Source organism: Macellibacteroides sp., assembly GCF_050251695.1.
In the GTDB taxonomy this organism is placed as follows: Bacteria; Bacteroidota; Bacteroidia; order Bacteroidales; family Tannerellaceae; genus Macellibacteroides; species Macellibacteroides fermentans.
Genome location: NZ_JBFWMI010000045.1, coordinates 1 through 26732 on the forward strand (window position 1 = coordinate 1; position 26732 = coordinate 26732).

Genomic DNA, 26732 nt, shown 5'->3' on the forward strand with positions numbered 1-26732 from the left:
GAGTCGGTACAAATTCCATACTGGTATTCACGTAAATCAACCACTTCCTCAACCGGTTTTTCTGGTTGTTTGCATCCAAAACCAATGGATAAAAAAGTAAAAGCTCCTACTAAAGCAAGCCAATTAGAGATGGTATTAAAATATTTGCAGGTCATTATTAATGGATATATTCAAGTCAGACTTCATTCAATGTTACAAACTTAGTGAAAAATCACCTATTTGAATCCCCAACTATTAAAAAAGAAAGTGAAAGTCCCAATTTAATAGATTAATACCCTTTTACTTGTAACTTTGTGCGCTCAAATAAAAATGAAATCCGGTACATGAATCGTATTTGGCACTTACCAAACCCCGGTAGTTATAAAAGTAAACTACTTAAGCTTACCGGTCCCATATTTATCGAAAATCTCCTGATTATGTTGTTGGGGGTGGTCGATACGTTTATGCTCAGCAATTATGCCGACAGCTCAGTAGCTGCAGTCGGCGTAGCCAATCAGCTGCTTATGATGGTTTTTCTGCTGTTTAATGTGACCACAACCGGAACAACTGTATTGTGTTCTTTGTATTTTGGTGCAAAAGACAATAAAAGTTTTATCCAGGTGATGGGCGTATCCATCCTTTTTAATGCTTCTATCGGTTTACTGATAAGCGGATGGTTGTATTTCTGGGGAGAAAATATGCTTCAGATGATGAATATTCGTCCCGAACTGATGCAAGATGCTACAGTTTATATGCGTACGGTAGGAGGTTTTGCATTCTTTCAGGCAATAAGTCAGACTATATCAGCTGTTTTGAGAGCAGCCAACAAGCCCAACTATGCCATGCAGGTAACGCTGATTATCAACATCCTGAATGTTTTTGGAAATTACTCGCTTATCTTTGGTCATTTTGGAATGCCCTCTTTAGGAGTGCAGGGAGCGGCATTGTCCACCACCATCTGCCGGGGTGTAGCCATGTCGTTGTTATTTGTAGTTCTATTCAGCCGGTTGGTTAAACGTTTACCCCTCGACTATTTCAAGCCCTTTCCATTTGGCAAACTAAAGGCAGCTTTGAAAATTGGTATTCCGGCAGCTTCCGAGCAGATAAGCTACGATGCCTCACAGGTGATGATTGTCTATTTTATCAACATGCTAGGAACGGAAGCGCTGGCGGCAAGAGCTTATGTGGTAAACATTGTTATTGTAACCTATCTCTTTTCGCTCTCTTTAGCCCAGAGCTCAAGTATCTGTGCCGGCAATCTTATCGGGATGGGAAAGAAAAGGGCCACCTACCTGTTAACAATGTATGCGCTGAAGCGTTCGTTGATCGTAACAGGGTGTGCAAGTATGTTCATCCTTATCTTCAGCCGGACGATCTTGTCTCAGTTTACACAAAATGAAACTATAATTACCTTAGGTATAGGAGCCTTGATGGTCGACTTTATATTGGAACAGGGCCGGGCGGTTGTGTTGCTCTTCATACTTACATTACGTTCGGCCGGAGATGTGCTTTTTCCGGTTATAATCGGTCTTTTTTCCATGTGGTTCTTTGCTGTGGGGTGTGGGTATCTGTTCGGAATTGTTTTTGGATGGGGGTTGGCCGGAATGTGGGTAGGCTTTGCTTTGGACGAATGTTCCAGAGGAACCTTGCTCTATTTCAGATGGAAATCGAAGAAATGGATGTTGCGGAATTTAATACGTCCAATTGTTAAAATAGACTAAACTCTATCTTTGCTTGGAACTTTTACCCCTGCTTCTACGTCTTACTTATGTGTGATTTAATTTTTATAGGTTTTATATGAAGAAGGGGATACTTTTAATTTTGTTTTTTCTGCCGTTTCTATTCTTCGGATGTAAGTCGGCTCAAGGGGCGAAAGCTTCTTTTACAGATTTAAATGGCGAATGGAATGTGGTTGAGATAAATAACAAAAAAGTAGTCCCCGAAGTATCAACCCAGGTTATGATATTTGATGTGTCTGCAAAGCGTATAAGCGGTCATTCGGGCTGCAATCGGTTCTCCGGAGCAATTGAATACACAGACACACATATAAATATAATTAAGTTTCTGCAAGTAGCTTCTACACGAATGGCTTGTCCTGATATGGAAGGCGAAATGGAGATGCTGGAAGCTATAAACAAAATTGTTAGATTTGAAGCCCTTGAAAAAGGCAAGCCGGTACAGTCTATTGCTCTGTATGGAACAGATGGAAGCAGACTAATGGTTATCGGCAAACGGTAAATAGTATTTAGTAGTTGTAAACAAGAAAAGGGTGCTCCCGCGATGGAAGCGCCCTTTTCATATTGTAATCAGTAGTCCAAATTTTTAATCTTTACCCCTCAACTTTTGTAGGTTATCTATTTTTAAGTATCAACCTGAAAAGTTAATCAGTAGCTAAAAGTATAGTTAAATCCGGCTTTAAACCATATACCCGGTTGAGGGATATTTCCCAGATCGTAATATACGGCGTCAAACAGATTGTTCACCTCGGCATAGAAGGTTGCCTTCTTAAGAGAATAGCTTATATTCAGATCTGCTACACAATAAGGAGCGTAGGCTTCCTCCCTTGCGGGCTTAAGTGCCTCGTACCGGGTAAAACTTCCGGCCCTGTCCTGCCAGCGCACATACCAGGTGGCAGAGATGTTTTTAGATAACTTGTGACTAACCTGGGCGCTGAATTTATGTTTCAGATAATCCAGTGCGTAATTGGAAATATATCCTTCGCTTGACTTGTCCTGGTCTATATAGCTATAGCCTAATGAAACCTTCTTAATAAAGAATGATTCGCCAAAGACCCCTTCGGGTAAGAAGGTGATGTTGGTCTCTATACCCAGATTATTTACTTCGGTCAGGTTTTTACTTTCCCATAAGTCATCCGGATTTTGTTTTACCCAGTCAATCATGTTGCTGCCTTTTCTGTAGAATCCGGCAATATGTCCGTTCAGGAAGTGGGTTCCATATTTAATACCCAATTCAAAGGCCTCACTTTCTTCGGGTAAAAGATTGGGATTTCCGATGTTGGTTTTACTCTTATAATACAAATCGGTGAAGGTTGGCATACGCAACGACCTGTTCCAGCTTCCATATACCTTAGTGTTGGTGCCGATGCGGTAACTAGCGTCGATGCCCGGATACAACCTTATCTTATTGTCGAGGTCGGTATGGTAATTGGCGAGCAATCCGGCCGAAAGAGTGAACCGTTTTAATAAAATATTATGTTCGAGGAAAAAACTCAGGTTACTCCGGTTGGCACCTTTGGTGAAAAATATGCCATCGTATGAAGGAACTTCCTGGGGTTGTTTAAGATCCGTACCCAACACGTTGCTTCGGATGCCTTCGTTGCGGAATTCCGTCCCCGCTGTGGTTTGTCCCAGTGCCCACGAAGTTGAAGCATTAAGGGAAGAACCGAAAACCTGCGATTCGTGGTAATTGTGCCCCGTGTACCAGGAGGCAGGGTTATCGCGGAACAACTCGAAACGATCGGTGTGCCGTGTCCAATATAATTTGGGAGTGAAGCGAATCCGTCCTTTTGTCTCGGCACCGGCCGATAAGAAATACCTGCGTGTTTTGTCGTACTGGTTGGGATAGGCAGCCGAATAAAAACTATTGGCCCCGTAGCCTTTGTCGTTTATACCCGCCTGAAAGGATAGATCGGCCTCATCAGTCCTGGCTACCCCTTGCCAGAATAGATTGAGTATCTTAAAATCGGTATTGTCTGTATAGCCACCCGAAGAATTGTATCCGGCCGAAAGCCGCTGACTGAAATTACCAGACTGGTGGTTGATGCCCGCTTCCAGTTTCCACCATTCGTGCATACCTGCGGATGCATCTGTAGTGATCACCTTTTCGGCTTTCGCTTTGGTAATGATGTTTATGGCTCCGGCAAAAGCACTGGCTCCGAAAATACGGGAAGCCGGACCCGAAATAATTTCTATACGTTCAATGTCGGAAAGGTTGACAGGAATATCGAAGCTGTAATGACCTGTCTGAGGGTTGGAAAGATTCACGCCGTTAAGAAGTACGGCAATCTGATCGAAAGTTCCTCCGCGGATGGAAATATCGGCCTGGGTTCCCCCTTCGCCTCGTTGCCGCACATCCACGCCTGCGGCATACTCTAATAAATCCTGGATACTGGTGACCGGCGCCGCCGCAATCTCGCGGGCTGAAATAACCGTCACAATTCTGGCAGCCTGATTCAGCGCCATGGGTGCTCTTGAGGCGGTAACCTCCACTTCGTCCAACGAAACCGATGTTTCTTCTTCCGAAGCAGCATGCTTAATTACTTCCTGAGCCTGAGCCGTGTCCGGAAGGGCAAAGAGCAGGGTTGAGGCCGTAATAACGCCGATGTTCACCACTTTGTGCAAACTGCAGAAAACAGCAAAGTTCTTCCGTGCAAAACGACGGAAACGCAGTGCTTGTCCTGCAATCTTTTCAACTTTTTTCATCTGTAAATTAATTTGTTATTATAATGATAAAGAAAAAGGAACAGACTCTACCCGAAGGCTATGTAGCTATATCTTGAAGAGCCGATTCCATATTTATTTTTTAACAGGATAATCTTTATAAAGCAAATACTTTTTTCTCATTTTACGGTAATTGTCCAGCTCCGGCTTCCACGAATCCCGAATCTCCTTTTCGCTCATTCCCCGGATAATCTGATAGCGGAGCTGTTTAGTACCGGCCAACAGGTCGAACCACGAAGGTCTGGAGAAAAAGAAAGCCTGATCCTTGCCCGCCATCTTATAGAAATCGAGCAGAAAACGCAACGTTAATCCCCCTTCGAAAGGCAGTTCCCTCAGGTCGACCCCGTAGCACGTCTTCCCATTCTGAAGCGGTTTGGTATCAAAGCCCGGAAGCGGTTCGGGAGTAAAAGAAAACTCTCCGTATTTTTTGTCGGGATACCCTATCACCTGAAATGGAAAGAAGGTACCTCTTCCCACACTTATATTGGTTGCTTCTAAGAAACAAAGGGAAGGATACAGACGGATTGCCTGATCGTTGGGCAGGTTGGGAGAGGGTTTTACAGGCAGCCAATAGGGATCGCCATGTTTCCAGTTCTCCATTTTCACAACCATCAGTTTACACGAATCCGGTGTACTGTCAAGCCATCCCTCTTCGTTTATCATCCAGGCAAGCTCGCCCACGGTAAGTCCGTGCAGCACCGGTATCGGATCTACCCCCACAAAAGACTCCATACCCTTTTGTCGCACCGGTCCATCCACGTAATCGTTGGGGTTGGGGCGGTCCAGAACAATAAAATCTTTATCGTTCTCCGCACAAGCCTCCATCACATAATGCATGGTACTGATATAGGTGAAGAAACGTGCACCCACATCCTGTATATCGAAAACCACCACATCTATGCCTTCCAGCTGTTGGGCGGTTGGTTTCTTGTTTTTCCCGTAAATAGAAATGATCGGGGTGCCGGTTTTAATATCCCTGCTGTCGGCCACCTCTTTCCCGGCATCTTCAGTCCCCCGGAAACCATGTTCGGGGGCAAATACCTTTTTAACATCAATTCCTTTGTTAAGCAATGCATCCAGCAAGTGTACCTGCCCGTCTTCAATTACGGAAGTCTGGTTTACCACCAGGGCAACTCGCTTGTCTTTCAGCAAACGCGTAACAACCTCCATCCTTTCTGCCCCTAATTTCAAGGAAGAACCCTTTGGAGGAATACCCGGACCGCCCATTGTATACAATGGAAAGCACAGGATGAAAACAAACCAAGATATAACTTTCATTTTCTATACATCCCTTACTGGCAACAAAAGTAGCAAATGTCGCTATGATTCCCTAAATTTGCACCTATTAAATTGAACATTAACAGATGGACCCTATTGAGATAATTAACAGGTATTATTCCAATACCTCCGATGTGTATCATATACTGGTTACACACAGCCGTTCAGTGGCAGACAAGGCACTGGCAATTGCACGGATGCATCCGGAGCTTAATCTGGATACCCGATTCGTTGAAGAGGCAGCTATGTTGCACGACATCGGCATCTATCTGTGCAATGCCCCCGAGATCGATTGCCACGGAGAGGCAGAATATATTTGTCACGGTTATCTGGGAGCCGACATCCTTCGCCGCGAAGGATTGCCAAAACATGCTTTGGTGTGCGAACGTCATACCGGAACGGGTATATCACCTCAAATGATAATCGAACGAAACCTGCCTATCCCTCACCGGGATATGCGGCCCGTAAGTATGGAAGAGCAACTTATCTGCTTTGCCGACAAGTTCTACAGCAAAACAAAACTGGAAAAGGAAAAGTCGGTCGAGAAGGTACGAAAAGGGCTTGCTCGTTTCGGAGACGAGACTCTTTTACAATTTGATACATGGTGTAAACTCTTTTTAGGGGAATAAACCAAGCATAATCGGGTTATTTATTATACATTTGCCAGCTGAAACTGCAAAGAAATACAGGATGTTTCATAAACATAAAATCCTTATCATATTATTTATCACCCTTTTGGGAGGTTTGGTGATACGCGCCCAGGAGGTTCGTGTAGCCAATGATTCTTCTGCTCCGGCCAGGCAGGATACGGTTTCTGTACCTAAAGATACCGTAAAGCTTACTCCCGATTCGCTTCAAATCAAGACAGATACCTTGATGGCTAAGGATACCGTCCGCAAAAAGAAGAATTCGCTGGATGCCGTAGTTACCTATCAGGCCAAGGATTCCATACTGATGACTGCCGGCAACTGGGCCTATCTGTTTGGAGAAGGGAATGTAAAGTACAGACAGATCGAACTCCAGTCGGAAGTGATCGAGATGAACATGGACAGTAGTCTGGTATTTGCCAAGTTCGGTCTGGACTCGATTGGTGAAGAATTTGGTTATCCGCTCTTTAAAGACGGAGAACAGCAGTACGAAAGCAAAACCATGCGGTATAATTTCGGGACTAAGAAGGGATACATAACCGACGTAATCACTCAGCAGGGTGAAGGGTTTGTTACCGCCGGACGAACCAAAAAGATGGCAAACAACGACATGTTCATGATGGGAGGTAAGTATACCACCTGCGACGACCATGACCATCCTCACTTTTATCTGCAGCTTTCCAAAGCGAAGGTACGTCCTAAAAAGAATATTGTAACCGGACCGGCCTACCTTGTGATAGAGGATGTGCCTCTTCCGTTGGCTATCCCCTTTGGATTCTTCCCGTTTTCGGAAAGCTATTCGTCCGGTATCATCATGCCTACCTTTGGCGACGAGATGGACCGTGGTTTCTTTTTGAGGGACGGAGGTTACTACTTTGCCTTAAGCGATTATGTGGACCTGGCTCTTACCGGCGAAATCTATACCAAAGGATCGTGGGGATTGTCTGCCCGTTCCGCTTACCGTAAACGATACAAGTACTCCGGTAATTTCAATGCATCGCTGCTTACCACCATTCTGGGAGATAAAGTGGTGCCTCAGGAATACAGTAAATCCAAAGACTTTAAAATTACCTGGACGCATTCGCAGGATGCCAAAGCAAACCCTTACCGCAGTTTCTCGGCAAGTGTGAACTTTGCAACCAGCAGCTACGACCGCAACCAGCTTACCAATATTTACAATCAGAATTCAACCAGCAATACCAAAGGATCGAGTGTAAGTCTTTCACAACGTTTCCCCAACAGCCCCTTCAGCTTGTCGGCCACAATGAATGTGAACCAACGTTCCAGAGACTCCTCCATCTCGGTAACCCTGCCGGATGTGTCGATTACTATGAGTCGTATCTATCCGTTCAAGCGCAAACATGCCGTTGGCAGCGAAAAATGGTACGAAAAGATATCTATGAGCTACTCCGGCTATCTGCGTAACAGCATCGATACAAAAGAAAATAAGTTGATGCAATCCAGCCTGGTGAAGGATTGGCGTAACGGTATGCAGCACAATATTCCTATTTCTGCTACATTTACGTTTCTTAAATATATCAATATATCTCCATCGTTCAACTACACCGAGCGCTGGTATACCAGTAAGGTTATGCAGGCATGGAATGAAACGAGCAATCGGTTGATGCCTTCGGATACCATTTACGGGTTTAACCGGGTGTACAACTACAACGCTTCATTATCTGCCTCAACTACGATGTATGGATTTTATAAGCCGCTTCCATTCCTCGGAAACAAGGTGGAGATGATCCGTCACCGTTTCGAGCCTTCAATCAGCCTTAGTGCTGCGCCCGACTTTGGCGATCCGAGATACGGTTTTTATGAATCCTATACGTATATGGACGAAGATGGCGAAATGTACACCAATACCTATTCTCCTTATGCGAATCAGATATTCGGTCCGGCACCTCAGGGAAAGCAGGGATCGTTGAGCTTCTCTATCAACAACAACGTGGAGATGAAAATACGAAGCGACGAAGATTCTACCGGATTCAAAAAGATTAGTCTGATTGATAAGCTTTCGCTGGCTATGAGTTATAATATGGCTGCCGACTCCTTTAAATGGAGCGATATGTCGGTTGGACTCCGACTGAAGTTCTCTAAAAGCTATACCCTGAACCTGAATGCCATGTTCGATACGTATACGTACGACGAAAAAGGACGAAAGGTGAATGTACCCCGATGGGAAGCAGGAAAAGGTTTCGGCCGGTTACGGTCGACAAGTACCAACTTCTCGTATACGTTGAATAACGATACGTTCTCCAAATTGTTTGGCGGAGGTAAAACCGACGAAACAAATAAGGATGGAAGTCAGCAAGGTACAGGAGAAGAGGGTGAACTGGCAGACGGAATGAATCCCGAAACAGACGCTCAACCAGCCGAAGGCGGCCGTTTACGCGAAAAGAAGAAAGAGTTGGGCGAGTTTGACGCCGATGGCTATCAGGCCAATAAAGTGCCCTGGAGTCTTGCTTTCAGTTACGGGATGAACCTTGGCTATGGCGATTTTAATCCGAATACGCTGGAATATAAGTACAAGCTTACCCATAACCTGAGCTTCAACGGAAATATACAGCCAACCAAAAACTGGCGCTTTAACTTCAATGCAACCTACGATTTCGATACCAAAAAGATCGCTTACATGAACTGCAGCGTAACGCGCGATTTGCACTGTTGGCAGATGTCGGGAAGCTTTATTCCCATCGGACCGTATAAATCGTATACCTTTACCATCGCCGTTAGCTCGTCGTTGCTTAAAGACCTTAAGTACAACCAGAGCAGCAGCTACCGCGAAGGACAGCAGTGGTATTAAGTATATTATAGATAAAACAAGAAGGGGTGCCAATAACGGCACCCCTTCTTGTTTTATCTATAATACGCTTACCAGGAAATGGGCTGCTGCCCGTTAGCTTGCAGGTATTCGTTTGTTTTGCTGAAATGTTTGTTCCCGAAAAATCCCCTGTAGGCAGAAAGCGGGGAGGGGTGGGCCGACTTTAACACCAGATTCTGCTTCGTGTCTATAAAGGCTCCTTTCTTCTGAGCATACGATCCCCAAAGAATATATACAATATGCCTGCGTTCTTCTGCCAGACGGTGTATAACGGCATCCGTAAACGTTTCCCATCCCTTGTTTTGATGCGAACCGGCCTGATGAGCTCTAACCGTAAGCGTGGCGTTGAGCAGCAGAACACCCTGGGATGCCCACCTCAGCAAATTACCGCTGGCCGGTCTTTGAATACCCAGGTCCGTTTCAAGTTCCTTGAAGATATTGACCAAAGACGGAGGATAAGGGGTGCCATCCTGAACCGAAAAGCACAAACCGTGTGCCTGTCCGGGTTCGTGATAGGGATCCTGCCCCAGAATCACCACTTTAACCTGGTTGAACGGGCAAGCATTAAAAGCCTCGAAAATATGTGGACCGGGAGGATATACGGTTGTACGCTTATATTCCTCCTTCACAAATCCGGTAAGCTGACGGAAGTAATCCTTCTCAAACTCTCCGGACAATCGCTCTTTCCAGCTTTCTTCTATTTTGACATCCATGTAAATCAATATTAAATGAGAGGCATGCCTGCTTCCAGAGCCTCCTTGCGCATCGCTTCGGGCCAAATACTTGCCTGAATCTCGCCGATGTGACCCTTACGAAGGTAAAACATACACAAACGGGACTGACCAATTCCGCCGCCAATGCTTAATGGCAGTTCGTCGTTAAGCAGTCGCTGGTGGAAGTAAAGCTCTTTCTTCTCCTCGGCATTACACAAGGTAAGCTGACGGAGCAAGGCCTCTTTGTTCACCCGGATACCCATGGAAGACAGTTCCATGGCACGATCCAGGATATCATCCCAAACCAGCAAATCGCCGTTAAGCCCCTTCAGTCCGTTTTCGGCAACGGTAGACCAGTCGTCGTAATCCGGTGCTCGTCCGTCGTGTTTCTGTCCATCACTCAATTGTGCACCGATACCCATGATAAATACGGCACCGTGTTCCTTCGTTATCTTATCTTCGCGCTCTTTGGGCGTAAGATCCGGATACATCTGGAGCAGCTCTTCAGAGTGAATAAAGAATATTGTGCTTGGCAAGGTAGGCTTTATCTCGGGAAACATCTCGTATACAAGATACTCCGTTCTAACCAGGGCAGCATAGATGCGGCAAACGATCTCTTTAAGAAACCCGATGCTACGGTCTTCTTTGCTGATGGTCCGCTCCCAGTCCCACTGATCAACATAAAGAGAGTGAAGGTTGCCCAGCTCTTCGTCCGAACGGATGGCGTTCATATCCGTGTAGATTCCGTAGCCCTCTTCAATATTATAATCGGCCAAGGTCAGCCTTTTCCATTTAGCAAGCGAGTGTACAATTTCGGCTTTTGCATCGTCGAGATCCTTCACCGGAAAAGAAACTGCACGTTCCACACCGTTCAGATCATCGTTGATACCCATCCCTTTCAGTACAAACAGGGGGGCTGTAACGCGTCGCAAACGCAATTCGGACGAAAGATTCTGCTGAAAGAAATCTTTAATCTGTTTTATCCCCATTTCTGTTTGCGCAAGGTTAAGCAAAGCCTTGTAACCCTTAGGTTTAATTAGGTAACTCATAGATTGTTATGTGTTTTTTGAAATATCAAATTATGAGAGGCAAAGATACGGATTAATAGTAAATTAGCAATTTTATTTCTTAATTTATTGCATTTTGACATACTTTAAGCAAATATATAAAACAAAATAACAGATGATGTGTAGGTTCGGAAAATAATGTTTCGTCTGAACTCTTTGGTCGTAAGATTTGGTTTGCGTCAGAATTATATATACTTTTGCGCTGTAATTGGCTGGGTAGCTTAGTGAATAGAGCGTCAGATTCCGGTTCTGAAGGTCGAGGGTTTGAATCCCTCCCTGGTCACAGTTTAAAGCAGCAGGCGACATATCATAGGATGTGTCGCCTCTGTTGTTTTTTAACCTATCGTTTCAAGAAAAACAAAAAAAGCAAATTCGATCTGTCATCTGTCACAAAACCATCCAGAATCCTTTCTGGATAAGGGATGCCGACAATGACAGATGCAAAAATCAATCCATCATCATCTGTCATCTGTCAGCGACCCAACAGGAAAAGTTGAGGGAAAAACTACTTGAAGGAACTGTTTAGCGGATGAAATCGCTATTTGAATCAAGTGTAGATTTGTTGAGATTTTTTGAAAGATCTCCATTCTCTAATATTAGAACATATGCTTCAAGGTGAGTATATCATCTCTATCCATTGCCTCTTTTACAACTACTAACTATCCCCAAAGTAGTATATAATTAATCTGTTTAATATCCTATTTACATAATTCTGCAGCTGAGGTATTATCGTACTTCAGATATAGAATGATAATTCCACAGCTGAGGAATATGGTATTCCATCTGGAGTATTATAAGAGAATTACTTATCCGGACTCACCGCCCCGTATAGTGTGCCCTAAAAGCTGCCCTATTTCACTTTATTTCCTCTATTTACGAACAACTTAAATAAGCAGCCTGTTATACAAAATAAAGTTGAAACATTAATAAATTGAAATATGATACAAAAATTTCTTTTCCCTTCTAAACCAGATGCCACAGGCTTCTCCCTTTTTATTCTTGGATTCCGTATTCTTTTTGGCGTATTGATGATCACCCACGGGATGCAGAAGTGGGATAATTTTGATGCAATGTCGTCCGCTTTCCCCGATCCGCTGGGTGTGGGAAGTACCGTTTCATTGAGTCTGGCCATCTTTGCGGAAGTAATCTGTTCGGTAGCCTTTATTCTGGGGGCGCTGTACCGTCTGGCATTAATCCCGTTGATATTCACCATGGTAATTGCCTTCTTTGTAATACATGCCGCAGATCCTTTCAGCGCAAAAGAGCCTGCGTTTATCTATCTGATGGTTTATCTGATGACCTATATCACCGGACCGGGTAAATTTGCCGTAGACCGCCTGCTGGTTACAAAGAAACGCTCAAGATAATAACAGTCCCTTGCTGTAAACTATCATTTGCCGGAATCCAGGATGGGAAAGTGTAGCTTGAAACAGGTTATTTTCCCATCCGATTCAACTCCTATCTTTCCTTCGTGGCGAACCATAATCTGCCGGCAGAGACTTAACCCTATGCCGGATCCGTTGGGTTTGGTGGAATAAAAGGGAATAAATATCTTATCCATCGCCTCGGACGAAATTCCGGGACCGTTGTCTGATACGGTAATCAATACCTCGTTACCAACTTTAGCTGCTTTAAGCTCTATTTGTGGCTTTACCTGGTTAAGGCATGCTTCATGGGCATTCTTTAACAAATTTATAAGCACCTGTTCGACCAGACTGCGGTCGGCATTCAACATTAAATGTACGGGGTATACACTATAAGTAAAATGGATACTATCTGATTCCACCAGTTGATGCAGCGATTTGAATAATAGGGCTACATCCATAGCTTGCCTCGTTGGCTGCGGTACACGGGTGAGTTTGCGGTAATTCTCAACAAACGAAAGCAACCCCTTGCTCCTGCGGTGGATAGTCTCCATCGCCTGTTTCATAATCCGGTACTCCTCCGTATCGGCATCGGTTGCAACATCCCGTTCGCTTAATGTCTCCGATAACGATAATATGGGAGCGATGCTGTTCATTATCTCATGGGTAAGCACACTGATCAGCTTCTGCCAGGCAATGGTTTCGGTTTCATCCATCATCGAATCGTGCATCCGGTTGCGAAATACCTCCAGTGCCTCGTCCATCTTTGTGGATAAACTATCAATTTCCTTATCCGAATGCGGATTAGAAAAGTGAGAAGAAAAATCGGCATGATGAATTTCGGAGATCATTCGTTCCATACGTTCCACCAATTTCCTGCGGTCGGCATACAGCGAGCAGGCCAGACCCACAATTCCGGCCAACACGAAAACTGCGCAAAAATAAAGCGTTTTCGTAAAAAACCATGTACCTGCCAGAGACAGCACAACGATACAGAGTATCTTGAGTATAAATAGCTGTTTGCTTGTAAGCTTCATGTTACTTTTCGTATTTACTTATTTTGCGATACAAAGCAAAACGGGAGATTCCCAGTAAGTCGGCCGCCTGATTCATATTCCCGTTGCTCAGAACTAAAGCCCTCTCGATCGTATTTTTTTCCACCTCTTCCAGATTTAGACATTCATCGGCCAGTCTGCCAACGGATGTTTGCTTAAGCATGAAATCGTCTGCGTTTAGCATGTAACCCTGACAAAGAATTACGGCACGTTCCATGGCATGCTGCAACTCACGCACATTGCCGGGCCAACTGTACTCCTTAAGCTTACGGCAAGCCGATGCCGAAAGATTCCGGATATCCTTTTTGTATTTTCTAGCGTAATGTTGCATAAAATGATTGGCAAGGAGTACGATGTCGTTTCCCCGCTCGCGGAGCGGCGGAATATGTAATTCGATGGTATTGATGCGATACAAAAGGTCTTGTCTGAAATCCCCCTTCGCAACCATATCATGAATATTGGCATTCGTTGCACAGATAAGCCGTACATTAATGGGGATAGGCGTTGTAGCCCCAAGGCGGATAATCTGCTTCTTCTCTATAACTGTAAGCAGTTTGGATTGCATTGCCGGCAACAGATTCCCTATTTCATCCAGAAATAGCGTTCCACCCGATGCCATTTCAATACGTCCCTGTTTCTCCTTTTTTGCATCGGTAAAGGCCCCTTTCGTATACCCGAACAGCTCGCTTTCAAACAGTTGTTCCGGTATACTACCCAAATCGATATGAACGAAGGATTTACCGGCACGAGGAGAGTTGGCATACAGCAAATGGGCTATTAAGTCCTTTCCGGTACCGTTCTCTCCCAGAATAAAGATATTGGCATCCGTATCTTTTAATTTTTCGATGGTGCCGAATAGTTCCTGCATCGCCGTACTTTCCCCTATAATTTCGGGTAAGATATGGTTGCTTTCCAATGCCGCTACCTGTTGCTTAAGACTGGATATCTCGTTCTTGCTTTTCCGGAGCTCCAGGGCCGCTGAAACCGTTGCAAGCAACTTCTCTTTTTCCCAGGGTTTGGATATAAAATCGGTAGCACCCGCTTTGATTGCCCTCACTGCTTTATCGGTATCTGCATAAGCGGTAATAAATATAACCACCGCATCCGGATCCGCCTTTTTAATCTTTTCGAGCCAAAAGAAACCCTCTTGTCCGCTGCTTGCATCCCGGTTGAAATTCATATCCAGCAGAATAACGTCCGGGTGGAACGTGGAAATGAAATGTTCGATACGTTCGGGCTGTGTCGTAACTTTCACCTTTTCTACATGGGGTTGTAAAAGCAGGTTAAGCGCAAACAGAATATCTTCGTTGTCGTCTACAATTAGTATGTTACCTTGTCTTTGCATAGTATGGCAAATATAGGTATAATATCCGTATACAACAGGTGCGATAACGCATCATGTTTGTGCGAAAATGCACATAAATAAAAAGGGATCAAATTGATATCTCTTTGTAAACTAGTCGGATATGTTCTTGGCATCCCTTTTGTATTCTGTATTGCATGAAAAGAGCAATCTGCATACTGTTTATTCTGCTTTCCTTTGATAAAGTATATGCCGGTGATACGCTTCGTATCACACTGGAGGAGGCTGTGCTGCTGGCTCAAAAGCAATCTCCGCAAGCGATTGCTGCACGTCATCAGTACAGGGCAGCTTATTGGGCATGGCGATCACACAAAGCCGATTACTTGCCGGGTATCTCTTTTAGTTCCAATACAACACTAAACCGCTCTATAAGTTCCATTACGTTTTCCGACGGAAAGGATGGGTTTGTGCACCGTAACCAGTTGCTGAATGATGGAGCTGTTACGATTAGTCAGAATCTATCTTTTCTGGGAGGAAACGTCTATTTTCAAACAGGGTTGCAGCGACTGGATATTTTTTCAGACAAACAGGTATCCTACAGGTCTACCCCTTTGGTAATAGGATACTCTCAAAACCTGTTTGGATATAACCACCTGAAGTGGAACCGGAAGATCGAGCCGGTACGGTATCAGCAGGCAAAGAAAATGTATATAGAGACCCTCGAGCTGGTTGCTGCCACAGCTGTTGGTAAATTCTTTCAACTGGCTACGGCACAAAGTAACTGGAGGTCGGCCTCCTTCAACTATGCTGCGGCGGATACCTTGTTCCAATATGCCCGGGGAAGATATAAAATAGGAACCATTACCGAAAACGAGATGCTTCAGCTGGAGATCAATTTCCTGTCGGAGCAGACCAGCAAACTGAACGCAGCCATCGAGGTAAGCGACAATGTGCAGGATTTGCGAAGTTTTCTGGGCATAAAAAACACCGTAGAGATAGAAACGATTGTAAGTGACTCGGTACCGGTATTTATCGTTCCGGAAAAGGATGCCCTGAAGTATGCCCACCGGAATAGTCCGGATCTGGAATCGTTCGCCTTACAGGAACTTGAGGCCGAAAGTATGGTGGCAAACACCAAAGCTGCCAACCGATTGAAAGCGGATCTGTATGTTGAGTTCGGACTAACGCAGGCAGACCAAACCCTGCGTTCTGCTTACCGAAGTCCCCTCGACCAGCAGCTTGTAAGTCTGGGTATCCGTATTCCTATCCTGGATTGGGGCGTTGGCAGAGGCAGGGTTGAGGTTGCCAAAAGTAACTTGTCTAAAATAAAAACCAATCTGGCGCAGGCACGTACGGACTTTGATGCCAATGTTTTCAAGATTGTGAAGCAGTTTAATCTGCAGTCGGATAAAATCCGCATTGCCCGGATGACTGCCGATCGTGCCGTTCGCCGGAATGAAGTTGCCTACAGACTGTATTTGCTGGGGAAGTCCACTGTGCTCGATCTGAATGCCTCAATCTCCGAAAAAGATAGTTCTCAACGTGCCTATATCAACGAACTTAAAATTTATTGGAGTCTTTATTATGGGCTACGCAGTATTACCGGGTACGATTTTGCCTCAAACGTTCCCATTTATCTGCCCGAAGTGCAATTCAATAACTAAGAAAAACAACTAGAAACAAAATGGATAATCAGAATAAGTCAGCTTCCTTCCATGAATCGACAGATACATCGATGGATAAACCCCTCCCAAAGAGATCTGTCTGGGTACGGTACAGATTGTATCTGTGGGCGATAACCGCTTTCTGTGCTTTTATAGTGTTTGTAATTTATAATTTGTCGGGTGTAAAGAAACTGCGGATCGATGCCAATAAAATTGGTGTTGCAGAAGTTGAACAGGCAAAGTTTCTGGATTATGTGGATGCAGAGGGGATTGTGCAACCCATTCTTACAATCAAACTCAATGTATTGGAAGCGGGTATGGTACAGCAGTTGGTTGCCGAAGAGGGAGCCATGTTACGAAAAGGAGATACCATTTTAGTGATGAATAATCCGGAGCTGACCCGCATAATTGAAGAGCAGGAAGACGAATGGCAGAAACAACGCATCCTTTATCAGGAGAGAAGGCTGGAAATGGATCAAAAAACAATACTTTTGAAGCAGCAGACCTTGCAAGCCGAATTTGAACTGAACCGGTTGGCTAAGGATTTCCAGTTAGGCGAAGAGGAATTCAAGATGGGGGTTAAAAGTAAGGCCCAGCTTGAGGTGCAACGCGAAGAGTATACTTTCAAGGCGAGAAGTACCGCTTTGTTGATGGATGGACTCAGACAGGACAGTTCTGCCACTTGTCTGCGACGCGAATTGATGGAAAATGATCTGGATCGTGCCCGGAAAAACCGATTGCATGCCGGCAACCGGCTGGATAATTTAGTTGTGCGGGCCCCTATGGATGGTCAGCTTAGTTTTCTGAATGTTACACTCGGACAGCGGGTGGGGCAAGCAGAGAATATAGGAGAAATAAAGGTGATGGACAATTATAAAATAAATACGTTGTTAAGTGAATATTATATTGATCGTATCATGGTGGGACTTCCGGCGTCCGTAACCTATCAGGGAGTGAAATATCCGTTAAAGGTGTCCAAGGTGGTTCCCGAAGTGAAAGATCGTCAGTTTAAGGTAGATATGGTTTTTACCGGAGCTAAACCGGAGAATGTACGTATCGGGAAAAGCTATCGTGTACAGGTGGAATTGGGCTTGCCGGAAACAGCAATCGTGATTCCCCGGGGAGATTTTTATCAATCCACTGGCGGTCACTGGATTTATAAGTTGAATGAGTCCGGAAGTAAAGCCATTCGCACACCTATAACCGTTGGCAGGCAGAATCCCGTACAGTATGAAATACTGAGCGGATTGAGCGCCGGAGACAAAGTGGTGGTGAATGGATATACCCGCTTGGGAGATGTGGAGGAATTAGTAATAAACGAGTAACTATAAACAATAAAATATGATTTTGTACTTTTTAAAAGTTGCATGGAGAAACCTGCTCAAATATAAGGCTCAGTCTGTTATCAGCATCTTAGGCCTGGCAATCGGATTTATGGCTTTTTCGTTTACGATGTCCTGGATTTCCTTCGAATATTCGTACGATTCCTTTACTCCCGATGCCGACCGTATTTATCAGGTGGTGAAGGTGGATCCTAAATTGACCGGTGGTATACAAAAGGTAACCCCCGAACCGTTAGCACTCTACCTTGAATCGACCTTCCCGGAGGTTGAGGCCGCTACATCTATCGATATTTCTACATCTTTAAATGATAACTTGGCCTTTTTTTATTTTAATGATCAAATAGATTCTATTGCCGATTGTTATCAGATCATTACTGATACATCGTTTTTCAATGTGTTTTATGCAGAATACAAGCCACGTATTAAGCATCCTATTTCTTCGGATGTATTTTATGCCACAGAATCAATGATGCAACGACTGAATAAAGAGGGTAGAGATTCTGTTTTATTTTTTTCCGGATTAATCCCAGATAGAAGCTACCATAGCAATGTGCCCTTTGATTTAATACAAATAAGTCCGCGCCGGCCACGTAAAGACGATAATTGTTATTGGTGTAGCTACCACACAATTACATTTCTTAAAGTTAGGGAAGGTGCCGATGTAAATGCATTGGCTAAAAAGATGAGTCAAATCGAAGTCGAAAATTCTCAACAGGGGATAATGTCTTTCAAGCTTATTCCGTTGAGAAAAGCACACTATCAGATACCAAATGAAAAGACTGTCATTCAGTTTAATCATTTAAAGATTTTTGCTGCGGTTTCTTTGATGGTAATCTTTTGCGGTCTTTTTAATTATCTTATGCTCTTTGTAAACAGAATAAAAATGAGAGGGAAAGAGCTTGCCCTGCGAAAAGTAAATGGTTCGTCGGACAAACAGCTTCTGATGATGTTGATGACCGAATTCTTGTTGGTTTTGTTTATATCTCTTTTCATAGGAGGCTTGCTGACCGAATGTCTTTACCCCTCATTCTTGAAACTGTCGATGATAGAGGCTCCAAGATCTTATTTTATGCTTGAAGCATTATTGTATGGTTGTTCCATTGCCATCATTTCGATTGTTACAGCATTTTTCCCCATTCGTTTGCTGATGAAGCGAAGTATCAGGGAAAATATTCAACCGGAGACGAAAGTATTTGGAGGAATTCAGAATCGCTTCACGGTAGTAAGCTTGTTGATTCAATTGATATTTGGCGTGTTGTTGCTATTTTGTTCGCTTGTTTTTTATCTGCAGTTACGTAATTTAAATCGTTCGGATATTGGATTTGACAGGTTCAATATAAATACGATTCAGTCTTGGTATGGAGGAGTTCCCATAGATGAGATACAGAAAATTAAGGGGGTTGAAGAGGTGATACCGTTTAACCGGATATTTTTACCGCGCGGCGGACGAGCAAGCAGCAAAATTTCGGAGGCAGGCGACAAGAAATTTGCTGAAGCAGTGGAGGTTGAAATTGTTAATGTGAATGGTCCGGATTTTACACAATTTTTCTCTATCCCTATTTTGTCCGGAAGGAACCTGCGACAGGGTGTAGTGGAAGAGTGCCTGATAAATGAAACGGCCAAACGAGTGCTTGGCTTTGATGATCCGATAGGGAAGAAGCTACAAGATTGGGTTATTGTAGGTGTCATTCCGGATCTGTATATTGATTCGCCGTTATTGCCTGTTCTGCCTTGTGTGTACAGATCTCTGCAGAGTAAAAAGCCGGATAATGGAGGTGTTTCGGGTTTTTATGCTTATAAATATAGTCCGGACAATAGAATTGAAACCGAACAGGCTATTTTAGCTGTATTTGCTAAAAGCGGTGTAACAAAGGGAGTCACCATACTAAATATGGATGATGTTTATACCGATTATACCAAATCGGAACGATACCTGCTTGTATTGTTGGGACTGATGACCTTAGTCGCCCTTCTGATTGTGACTTTCGGGGTATATTCCATGATTACATTTTCATGTAATCAACGGAGGAAAGAGATTGCAATCCGCAAAGTGAATGGAGCACGCATCTCAGAGATATTTAAGTTGTTTATCAAACAATACGTTTTTGTAACCGTACTGGCGTGTATTATCGCCTTCCCCATGGGAATTTATATTATGCAGCGTTGGTTGGAACAATACGTCTGCCGTATCCATTTGGAGTGGTGGATTTTTGTAAGTGTGTTTGGCCTGATTCTTCTGATTGTGGTTGCTGGCATCTTATCAAAGTTATATAAGGCAGCCAGTGAAAACCCGGCGGAAACAGTGAAATCGGTCTGATTCAATACACTCGTAAAAAAGAATGAATAATAATATGTAATTTTACTATCATGATTAAAACAGTAGATTTAAAAAAGATTTTTCGATCGGAAGAGGTTGAAACATGGGCATTGAACGATGTAAACATCGAGATTACGGAAGGTGAATTTGTGGCTATAATGGGGCCTTCGGGTTGTGGAAAGTCAACCCTGCTTAATATACTCGGTTTGTTGGACAACCCCTCTTCCGGCTCCTACATACTGAATGGAACAGATGTGTCGAATCTGAAAGAGAGTAATAGAACCGACCTGCGTAAAGGTGTGATCGGATTCGTGTTTCAGAGTTTTAATTTGATTGAAGAGCTCAATGTTTTTGAAAATATAGAATTGCCTTTGCTTTATATGAAGATTCCCGCAAACGAACGGAAAAGGCGCGTGAATGAAGCGATGACCCGTATGGCGATATCGCACAGAAAAAAGCACTTCCCCCAACAGCTTTCGGGTGGTCAGCAACAGCGCGTTGCCATTGCGCGTGCAGTGGTTGCAAATCCCAAATTGATTCTTGCCGATGAGCCCACCGGAAATCTGGATAGTAAAAACGGTGCTGAGGTGATGAATCTGTTGTCCGATTTAAACCGGGAAGGTACTACCATCGTAATGGTTACCCACAGTGAGCACGATGCAGGATATGCTTCGAGGATAATTAATTTATTTGACGGCAGGGTTGTACCCGACACGATTTCCTATTGACTCTAATACAAATACTATGTTGAAAACCTTTGTTACTTTAATTTTCCGTAACTGGTGGCGAAATAAAACATTTGCCTGTATTGCTATTTTAAGTTTAACGGTTGGCATTGCATTTACGAATATGCTGGTAGCATTTGTTACCCACGAATATAATATCGAATACAGCAATCCTAACAAAGAGCGTATTATCTGGACTATGCAGGATCTGCCTTCAAAGCCCGGAGAAAAGGTTGCTTATATGCAATCCGGGATTCCCGATCAATTAAAGGAAAAGTATCCGGAGGTTGAAGATTATTTGCAATTGAATAGCTTACCGGTCAAGTATATTGAAGTTGGTCACCAATCCTTTGATCCAATCGAAATAATAAACGTAAATCCGTCCTTTCCACTGTTCTTCCCGTTTGAACTTTTATACGGATCGTGGAATACCTTTGATAATCCCCGGTCGATTGCCTTAAGTGAAAAGCAAGCCGGCAGATTATTTGGAAAGCAGAATGCAATTGGAAAGGAGATCCTTTTGGGGGTGGTAGACTTCGACGGTAAGGTTACAAAACAAGTATATGTTGTAAACGCAGTGGTAAAGGATCGAAGTCAGTCGGCTGTAAACTTCGACGGATTAATTTATGATCCTGAAAGTCTGTGGGGTGGAGCTACCCTTTTATTAATGACTCAAAAAGCCGATTTAAAACGTTTTGAAGCGAAAGTAAATGAGGATAAGATCCAGACATTAGCCGGAGGGAAATACTTTTTTATTACGTTGGATAATGCCTTGTCCACCACTTATAATCAACAGATCCTGAGTTTTTGGCATTGCAGGAAAGACAACTTGCTAATGGTTGGATTGATCTCGGCAATCCTTGTTTTATTTATAGCTGTTTTTAATTACTTAAACATGAGTTTATCGCGTGTAATACAACAGCAGAAGACCTTACAGACGCAAAAGCTTATGGGTGCGACACAGCGTGAAATTCGTATTCAGATGTTTGGAGATCTCTTTTTTATGGTTATTATCGCCTTCCTGCTTTCATTATTGCTAATGAATGATTTCCTGCCAATCTTCAATAAGATCGTTTCATCCGGGTTTTCATCCTCCTATTTTTATAGTAAAGAATTTTTTCCTTATACCGTAAGCATCGCATTATTCCTTGCAATTACGGCGTCACTGTTTATCAGCTTGAAATTAGGCAGAGTCAATACCGATTATTCAAAAACATATTTAGTGAAACAAAAGAACAGATGGGTAGGAGTGTTAGTCTCAGTCCAGTTTGTGATAGCTATCGTATTGTTAATAGCCATGTTCACTGCAAACAGTCAGCTGCAGTTATTGGAAAGGGGAGGAGACAGGTATCGTAATGTTGTTGAACTAAACGGAGATAAGAACCGGATGATAGCGTTGAAGTCGGCTATTACATCTGTTTCGGGAGTGACGGGTGTCTCTACATCTGATGTTTCTCTTCTAAATTCATGGATTATGCATGCAGATATGAAAAAAGAAGATGGAGCAGAATTTCAGTCAGCGATATTGCAGTTATCCGGAGATACCGGCTTAATAAGAGTTTTGAAGATTGAACAGATAGCCGGTGATCCATGGATAAACATCCATGATAAATATTCTAACGCTGTTTTTGTAAATAAAGCATTTGTCGATCTAGTGGCTAAATCGACGCAGGATATACTTGGAGAACCTTTGAAGAAATATGTGGATTCTGGTGATACATTATCTGTGATTGCAGGTGTAGTTAGTGATTTCTATATTAACTCGCTGGAAGAAAAAATATTACCTGTAGTAATTACACAATCCAAAACACAAGGAAACGGGACTGCCTCCATGCAAATTCGACTGGATGGCAGTGACAATAATAAAACTATACATGATATCAATTTACTCTGGCGACAATATCTGCCGGATGAGTATTTTTCTTATACCGAGATGTATGAAACGTTTATTAAGCGTAATGGCAAAATTATTGAGATGACAGCAATGCTTAGGATGTATTCAATTATCAGTGTTATACTTATATGTTTTGGTCTGTTTGGCATATCTTATTACTCTGTTCGCCAGCGTACTAAGGAAATCGCTATTCGGAAAATAAACGGAGCAAAGACGTATCAAGTCGTAGGCCTGTTGGTTAAGCCTGTTTTTTTGTGGATTGCTATCAGCTCAGTTGTGGCAATCCCTTTGGCCTGTGTAGTATCTGAACGGTGGTTGCAGGAATTTGCTTACCGCATTGATATCTCTCTTTATTCATGCCTTGGTTCATTACTCTTAGTCTCTGTTGTTTCTCTTGCGTCGGTTAGCGCAATTACATGGAAGTCGGCTTTAAGTAATCCGGTGGATAGTTTAAGGCGGTGAAAAGATATTCAATGCGTAGAAAGAGATGAGGTAGTTACTTGCATTTATATCTTCCCCAGAATTTGTAATGGGTGAGAGACATCCATGAGATGATTTTACTGCATATTTTATTTTTTAATGCCATTTGCTGAATTCGGTAGAGTAGGGTAATCAAGGCTAAAAAGATGAAATTAAACAGTATGAAATGGGCTAATCCGTGATGCAGACTTGTTGGTAGAATCCCATAATACAGCAGGCTGCATACAAATGGAGTAAGAAACAAAATTATTATCCATAAGCCGTGCGTTGTTTCAATAGCGTTGGTAGGACAATTGTTCATGCATCGCATGCAATTCTCACATCTGAATGTCCAATACGGCCTGCCATCCACTTTTTTTATGGCTTTAACCGGACATTCCTTAATACAAAGGTCGCAATGAATACATTGGTCTGATGCATAGTAAGATTTGGCAAAGAAATACCGGCCAATGAAGTAATAAGCCAAAGCAACAGGCGAAATCAATATATCCTGTACGATATCCTTGTTAGATGCAAAGTCGGTTTCCCCGGCATTGAGCCTCTCAAAATGCGTGATCACTTTGTCGTGGTTCTTTGTCAGGATAAATTCGATGTGTCTGCTTCTGAGTGCCGGGTGAATGGAAATCCAGTTGGATGGCATATCGAAGGGTATCTGTCCCGCGATTGTATATCCTTTACTTTTCAGAATGGCTGCGGCAAGCATAAAAGCAATCCCTGTCAGTCCTGGTATTATAAATTTGGATAATTTAATTCCGGCTCTTGTATTCATTAAAACAATCCGATTCTTTCCTTTGGGAAGGTTGCGGATAAAATTCAACGTGATTTCCGGGAAGTTAAATCCATGTACCGGAGAGATTAGTACGATGGTAGCCGAGTTATCAATTGGTTGTACGGTTGAAATATCTGTTGTTGCAATATCGTATGAACAACATGGAATATTATTTTTCAAAGCAAGTTCGGAAAGCCATAAAGCAATTCTCCGGGAATTTCCTGTTCCCGAAAAGTAGAATACAATTAATCTGTCAATATGGTTCATTCTTTTTCTTATTGGTCTAGAAGCTTGTAGGTCACAAATTTATAATAAACATTGAACCAAAGATATATTGGCAGGATTTATATCTTTATATAGTTATACATGAGCTAATAAATCCTTGGAATTATGAACTAGCAATAGACCAGAAGCTCTTACTTTATTTATCTTTGAAAAGCTGCTTATTTGTGAGCTTAGAATCCAATGTTTAGCTATTTTTACAGCTTTTAATGATATTACGATCTATTGATTCTGTTTTGCCATTATTTATGAATTGCAAATGTGCCAGTTATGAAATTAATAGACTTGATTATCTGATTCTTTGAGAGAAGTATGAAAATTTAAATTGAGCTCTAAATAGTTAGTAAATGGGAATCGTATTTGATGAATTTGAAGACCAGCTTGAAAGGTCTGTATTGGAAGAGGGACTTCGATATTATATAGCAGGCCGCGTACAGAGGTTGATTGAACTTGACAATGGGAAATTCAGAACATTTCTACAAGATACGGAACGTATTATCGTTAATCTGACTATTACCGATAAGAGGGTTGAAAACTATAGCTGCGAATGCCCAGCTAGTAATGGGGCTGTCTGTAAACACATTGTAGCCTCTCTTTTTGAAATAAGAAAAGACTTGCAGGATTATTATGTTACGTCGGAAACAATGGAGGCAGAAGATGATGCTAATTCTTTACCCGATGAGATTCTGAATGATTATAGGATAGATAGGATTCTTGACGCATTGAATGTAAATGAACTTAAAGATTTTGTTCGGCGCACCTGCACCGATGACCGGGATTTCCAGGCTCTTTTCTTGTCGCATTTTGCTAAAGTTAATGTGCCGGATTCCTCCTCAAAACCGATTTATGCAAATCAAATTAAGAATTTGATTCAAGCTTCTACCGATCGACATGGTTATATGGACTATCGGGAGGTTAAAGAATTCCATTCTGCCCTATCGGAAATTCTTGATATAGCCGCAATGTCTATTAAGAATGGAAATAACAGTCAAGCTTTAACTATAATTTTCTCAGTATTGGAAGAGGTTACCACTGTGATAATTAATGCAGACGATAGTGATGGTTATCTAATAGGCGCTATTGATGAGGCTTTCGACCTGATTAAAGAGATTATCGAATCCAATTTAGATGAAATACAGCGTGGTGATCTGTTTAATGAGCTGATGATTGCATTTGAGACTGGTAAATTAGATGGATGGGCCTGGCATTTAAACCTTATAGAGTTAGCGATCCAACTTTTTAAAAAACCAGAGGAAAAAGAACGGCTTCGTATTAATATTGAAAGTATTCATCCTACAGGAAATAGTTGGGATAGGAATTATAGAAAAGCTCAGGAGATGATGTACGAATTATTGCTTATGACAGAGAGCGAAGAGGCTATAAATCAATATTTGATAGAAAATGTTTCAAATCCTGATTTTAGAGAAAAATTAGTAAAGCGAGCAATAAACTCTAAAGATTATAAATACGCACTGAAACTATTGAATGATGCCATTGAGCTAGATAAAGATGAGTCTTTCAGGCGGTGTGATAAATGGAGGAAATATCAGTTAGAAATCTATCGGAAAACCGGAGATGTTGAAAATACGATACGATTAGCTCGCTATTTTATATTAGAGGGAAGCTCCGAAGAGGAATCATTTAAAGAGTACTATGATCTTTTAAAGACAACTGTTCCGGGCGACTCATGGAGTGTTTATCTGGAGAAAATGATAGCTGAACTTATTGCAAAAGATCATTGGTATAATTATGAAAAACTGGTTCATATATATGTTTGGGAGAAGTACTGGGATCGTTATCTTGTCCTGTTGCAAAAGAACTTAACACTTCGTAGAATTGCAGATGCAGAAGAGGATTTAAGTTTATTGTATAAGGACCAGCTTATTGATCTTTATGATTCTGAAATAAGAGTATTCGTTGAAAAAAATGTGGGACGGTCTTACTATATAGATGCTTGCCGATATATAATGAATATGAAGAGACTTGGTGGTGACGATGCTGTGAGAAACCTTATTATCGATCTCAAAGCAACATATAAAAACAGAAGAGCATTGCGTGAAGAACTTAATAATATATACGATACGGGATACTGAATTTATTCAGTATCCAATTTGTTCGTGATCCGCATCTTGATCCAGCGTTATTGAATTTCTTTCAGTATAAAGATAAGATTTCTTTCAGTATAATAAAAGAACTTTAGTGGGATATGTTGTTACATATTATTTTCTTTAATAAATGCACTGATAGTATGACGATGAACACCAATAACACGAGCAATTTCTAGCTGTGAGGTTTTGTTGTGAATCATTCAACGCTAAGATTGAAGCTTTTAAAAGGGTATTTAGAGGGGTCAAAGACGAAGCATTCTTTTTATTTAGAGTATGTAAGTGACATGCATAACATTGATTCCTAAACTTTTTACGTTGATTCAGATTTTCTTGGATCACCGACAAAAGTTGGGTCTAAATTTAAAATGATTTATCTTTGTGTTCCTAAATAAGATTAAATGGACAAGGATATCAATCAATCATTATTAGAGTTAATATTACCCGAAGGGATACTTGA

The 26732-nt window shown here is 42.4% G+C and carries 19 protein-coding genes and 1 tRNA gene; 13 read left to right on the plus strand and 7 right to left on the minus strand.

Annotated features, from left to right (window positions below):
• The 3 genes from AB7E53_RS08365 to AB7E53_RS08375 all read left to right on the plus strand — a co-directional run.
• Positions 1 to 204: hypothetical protein (locus tag AB7E53_RS08365; RefSeq protein WP_446775132.1), on the plus strand; the 204-nt coding region annotated here is incomplete at its 5' end.
• Between the two features lie 119 nt (positions 205 to 323).
• Positions 324 to 1700, plus strand: a complete 1377-nt coding sequence (locus tag AB7E53_RS08370; RefSeq protein WP_446775134.1) for an MATE family efflux transporter — start codon at positions 324 to 326, stop codon at positions 1698 to 1700.
• A 76-nt stretch (positions 1701 to 1776) separates the two neighbouring features.
• Complete coding sequence (locus AB7E53_RS08375) at positions 1777 to 2217, plus strand: META domain-containing protein (protein ID WP_446775136.1); 441 nt, start codon at positions 1777 to 1779, stop codon at positions 2215 to 2217.
• 146 nt (positions 2218 to 2363) lie between these two features.
• Here AB7E53_RS08375 and AB7E53_RS08380 read toward each other — a convergent pair whose 3' ends face one another.
• On the minus strand, positions 2364 to 4421 hold the full coding sequence (locus AB7E53_RS08380; RefSeq protein ID WP_446775138.1) for a TonB-dependent receptor plug domain-containing protein: 2058 nt from the start codon (positions 4419 to 4421) through the stop codon (positions 2364 to 2366).
• Between the two features lie 93 nt (positions 4422 to 4514).
• Positions 4515 to 5666, minus strand: coding sequence for an exo-beta-N-acetylmuramidase NamZ family protein (locus AB7E53_RS08385; protein ID WP_446775158.1), 1152 nt, complete (start codon positions 5664 to 5666; stop codon positions 4515 to 4517).
• A 137-nt stretch (positions 5667 to 5803) separates the two neighbouring features.
• On the opposite strand from AB7E53_RS08385, the gene AB7E53_RS08390 reads away from it, so the two are divergent.
• Both AB7E53_RS08390 and AB7E53_RS08395 read left to right on the plus strand, forming a co-directional pair.
• On the plus strand, positions 5804 to 6346 hold the full coding sequence (locus AB7E53_RS08390; protein WP_079684471.1) for an HDIG domain-containing metalloprotein: 543 nt from the start codon (positions 5804 to 5806) through the stop codon (positions 6344 to 6346).
• 61 nt (positions 6347 to 6407) lie between these two features.
• Positions 6408 to 9173, plus strand: coding sequence for a putative LPS assembly protein LptD (locus AB7E53_RS08395; protein WP_446775140.1), 2766 nt, complete (start codon positions 6408 to 6410; stop codon positions 9171 to 9173).
• Between the two features lie 68 nt (positions 9174 to 9241).
• On the opposite strand, the gene AB7E53_RS08400 is transcribed toward AB7E53_RS08395, so the two are convergent.
• Both AB7E53_RS08400 and asnA read right to left on the minus strand, forming a co-directional pair.
• Entirely contained in the window at positions 9242 to 9904 is a 663-nt protein-coding gene (locus AB7E53_RS08400; protein WP_079684473.1) for a uracil-DNA glycosylase, read from the minus strand.
• Between the two features lie 11 nt (positions 9905 to 9915).
• Entirely contained in the window at positions 9916 to 10953 is a 1038-nt protein-coding gene (gene asnA / locus AB7E53_RS08405; protein WP_446775142.1) for an aspartate--ammonia ligase, read from the minus strand.
• A gap of 228 nt (positions 10954 to 11181) precedes the next feature.
• On the opposite strand from asnA, the gene AB7E53_RS08410 reads away from it, so the two are divergent.
• Together AB7E53_RS08410 and AB7E53_RS08415 are read left to right on the plus strand one after the other, a co-directional pair.
• Positions 11182 to 11254, plus strand: a tRNA-Arg gene (locus AB7E53_RS08410).
• A gap of 655 nt (positions 11255 to 11909) precedes the next feature.
• Positions 11910 to 12338 carry a DoxX family protein gene (locus tag AB7E53_RS08415; protein ID WP_179399599.1) on the plus strand — a complete coding sequence of 143 codons (429 nt, stop codon included), beginning with the start codon at positions 11910 to 11912 and terminating at the stop codon, positions 12336 to 12338.
• A gap of 23 nt (positions 12339 to 12361) precedes the next feature.
• On the opposite strand, the gene AB7E53_RS08420 is transcribed toward AB7E53_RS08415, so the two are convergent.
• Both AB7E53_RS08420 and AB7E53_RS08425 read right to left on the minus strand, forming a co-directional pair.
• Positions 12362 to 13372, minus strand: a complete 1011-nt coding sequence (locus AB7E53_RS08420; RefSeq protein WP_446775144.1) for a sensor histidine kinase — start codon at positions 13370 to 13372, stop codon at positions 12362 to 12364.
• 1 nt (position 13373) lies between these two features.
• Entirely contained in the window at positions 13374 to 14735 is a 1362-nt protein-coding gene (locus AB7E53_RS08425; protein ID WP_446775146.1) for a sigma-54-dependent transcriptional regulator, read from the minus strand.
• 155 nt (positions 14736 to 14890) lie between these two features.
• Between AB7E53_RS08425 and AB7E53_RS08430 the strand changes: the two genes are divergently transcribed.
• The 5 genes from AB7E53_RS08430 to AB7E53_RS08450 all read left to right on the plus strand — a co-directional run bounded on the left by AB7E53_RS08430 (position 14891) and on the right by AB7E53_RS08450 (position 23098).
• The gene (locus AB7E53_RS08430; protein WP_446775148.1) at positions 14891 to 16357 is read left to right on the plus strand and encodes a TolC family protein; all 1467 of its coding nucleotides are present in this window, start codon (positions 14891 to 14893) and stop codon (positions 16355 to 16357) included.
• 71 nt (positions 16358 to 16428) lie between these two features.
• Positions 16429 to 17682 (plus strand): efflux RND transporter periplasmic adaptor subunit, encoded by a 1254-nt coding sequence (locus tag AB7E53_RS08435; protein ID WP_446775160.1) that lies wholly within the window; start codon positions 16429 to 16431, stop codon positions 17680 to 17682.
• 16 nt (positions 17683 to 17698) lie between these two features.
• Positions 17699 to 20017 (plus strand): ABC transporter permease, encoded by a 2319-nt coding sequence (locus tag AB7E53_RS08440; protein WP_446775150.1) that lies wholly within the window; start codon positions 17699 to 17701, stop codon positions 20015 to 20017.
• Positions 20018 to 20067: 50 nt separating this feature from the next.
• Entirely contained in the window at positions 20068 to 20745 is a 678-nt protein-coding gene (locus AB7E53_RS08445) for an ABC transporter ATP-binding protein (RefSeq protein ID WP_371689462.1), read from the plus strand.
• A 16-nt stretch (positions 20746 to 20761) separates the two neighbouring features.
• Positions 20762 to 23098, plus strand: coding sequence for an ABC transporter permease (locus AB7E53_RS08450; RefSeq protein ID WP_446775152.1), 2337 nt, complete (start codon positions 20762 to 20764; stop codon positions 23096 to 23098).
• Between the two features lie 34 nt (positions 23099 to 23132).
• Here AB7E53_RS08450 and AB7E53_RS08455 read toward each other — a convergent pair whose 3' ends face one another.
• Positions 23133 to 24152, minus strand: a complete 1020-nt coding sequence (locus AB7E53_RS08455) for an EFR1 family ferrodoxin (protein WP_446775154.1) — start codon at positions 24150 to 24152, stop codon at positions 23133 to 23135.
• Positions 24153 to 24514: 362 nt separating this feature from the next.
• Between AB7E53_RS08455 and AB7E53_RS08460 the strand changes: the two genes are divergently transcribed.
• Positions 24515 to 26260 carry an SWIM zinc finger family protein gene (locus tag AB7E53_RS08460; RefSeq protein ID WP_446775156.1) on the plus strand — a complete coding sequence of 582 codons (1746 nt, stop codon included), beginning with the start codon at positions 24515 to 24517 and terminating at the stop codon, positions 26258 to 26260.
• The last annotated feature ends 472 nt before the right edge of the window (positions 26261 to 26732 follow it).

What these genes read in the sequence shown, in the direction of transcription:
- AB7E53_RS08390 (WP_079684471.1), top strand. Translation starts at nt 5,804, where the DNA reads ATGGACCCTATTGAGATAATTAACAGGTATTATTCCAATACCTCCGAT.
- AB7E53_RS08455 (WP_446775154.1), bottom strand. Translation starts at nt 24,152, where the DNA reads ATGAACCATATTGACAGATTAATTGTATTCTACTTTTCGGGAACAGGA.
- AB7E53_RS08430 (WP_446775148.1), top strand. Translation starts at nt 14,891, where the DNA reads ATGAAAAGAGCAATCTGCATACTGTTTATTCTGCTTTCCTTTGATAAA.
- AB7E53_RS08415 (WP_179399599.1), top strand. Translation starts at nt 11,910, where the DNA reads ATGATACAAAAATTTCTTTTCCCTTCTAAACCAGATGCCACAGGCTTC.
- AB7E53_RS08440 (WP_446775150.1), top strand. Translation starts at nt 17,699, where the DNA reads ATGATTTTGTACTTTTTAAAAGTTGCATGGAGAAACCTGCTCAAATAT.
- AB7E53_RS08395 (WP_446775140.1), top strand. Translation starts at nt 6,408, where the DNA reads ATGTTTCATAAACATAAAATCCTTATCATATTATTTATCACCCTTTTG.
- AB7E53_RS08445 (WP_371689462.1), top strand. Translation starts at nt 20,068, where the DNA reads ATGATTAAAACAGTAGATTTAAAAAAGATTTTTCGATCGGAAGAGGTT.
- AB7E53_RS08385 (WP_446775158.1), bottom strand. Translation starts at nt 5,666, where the DNA reads ATGGGCGGTCCGGGTATTCCTCCAAAGGGTTCTTCCTTGAAATTAGGG.
- AB7E53_RS08420 (WP_446775144.1), bottom strand. Translation starts at nt 13,372, where the DNA reads ATGAAGCTTACAAGCAAACAGCTATTTATACTCAAGATACTCTGTATC.
- AB7E53_RS08370 (WP_446775134.1), top strand. Translation starts at nt 324, where the DNA reads ATGAATCGTATTTGGCACTTACCAAACCCCGGTAGTTATAAAAGTAAA.
- AB7E53_RS08450 (WP_446775152.1), top strand. Translation starts at nt 20,762, where the DNA reads ATGTTGAAAACCTTTGTTACTTTAATTTTCCGTAACTGGTGGCGAAAT.
- AB7E53_RS08375 (WP_446775136.1), top strand. Translation starts at nt 1,777, where the DNA reads ATGAAGAAGGGGATACTTTTAATTTTGTTTTTTCTGCCGTTTCTATTC.
- AB7E53_RS08400 (WP_079684473.1), bottom strand. Translation starts at nt 9,904, where the DNA reads ATGGATGTCAAAATAGAAGAAAGCTGGAAAGAGCGATTGTCCGGAGAG.
- AB7E53_RS08435 (WP_446775160.1), top strand. Translation starts at nt 16,429, where the DNA reads ATGGATAAACCCCTCCCAAAGAGATCTGTCTGGGTACGGTACAGATTG.
- AB7E53_RS08380 (WP_446775138.1), bottom strand. Translation starts at nt 4,421, where the DNA reads ATGAAAAAAGTTGAAAAGATTGCAGGACAAGCACTGCGTTTCCGTCGT.
- asnA (WP_446775142.1), bottom strand. Translation starts at nt 10,953, where the DNA reads ATGAGTTACCTAATTAAACCTAAGGGTTACAAGGCTTTGCTTAACCTT.
- AB7E53_RS08460 (WP_446775156.1), top strand. Translation starts at nt 24,515, where the DNA reads ATGGGAATCGTATTTGATGAATTTGAAGACCAGCTTGAAAGGTCTGTA.
- AB7E53_RS08425 (WP_446775146.1), bottom strand. Translation starts at nt 14,735, where the DNA reads ATGCAAAGACAAGGTAACATACTAATTGTAGACGACAACGAAGATATT.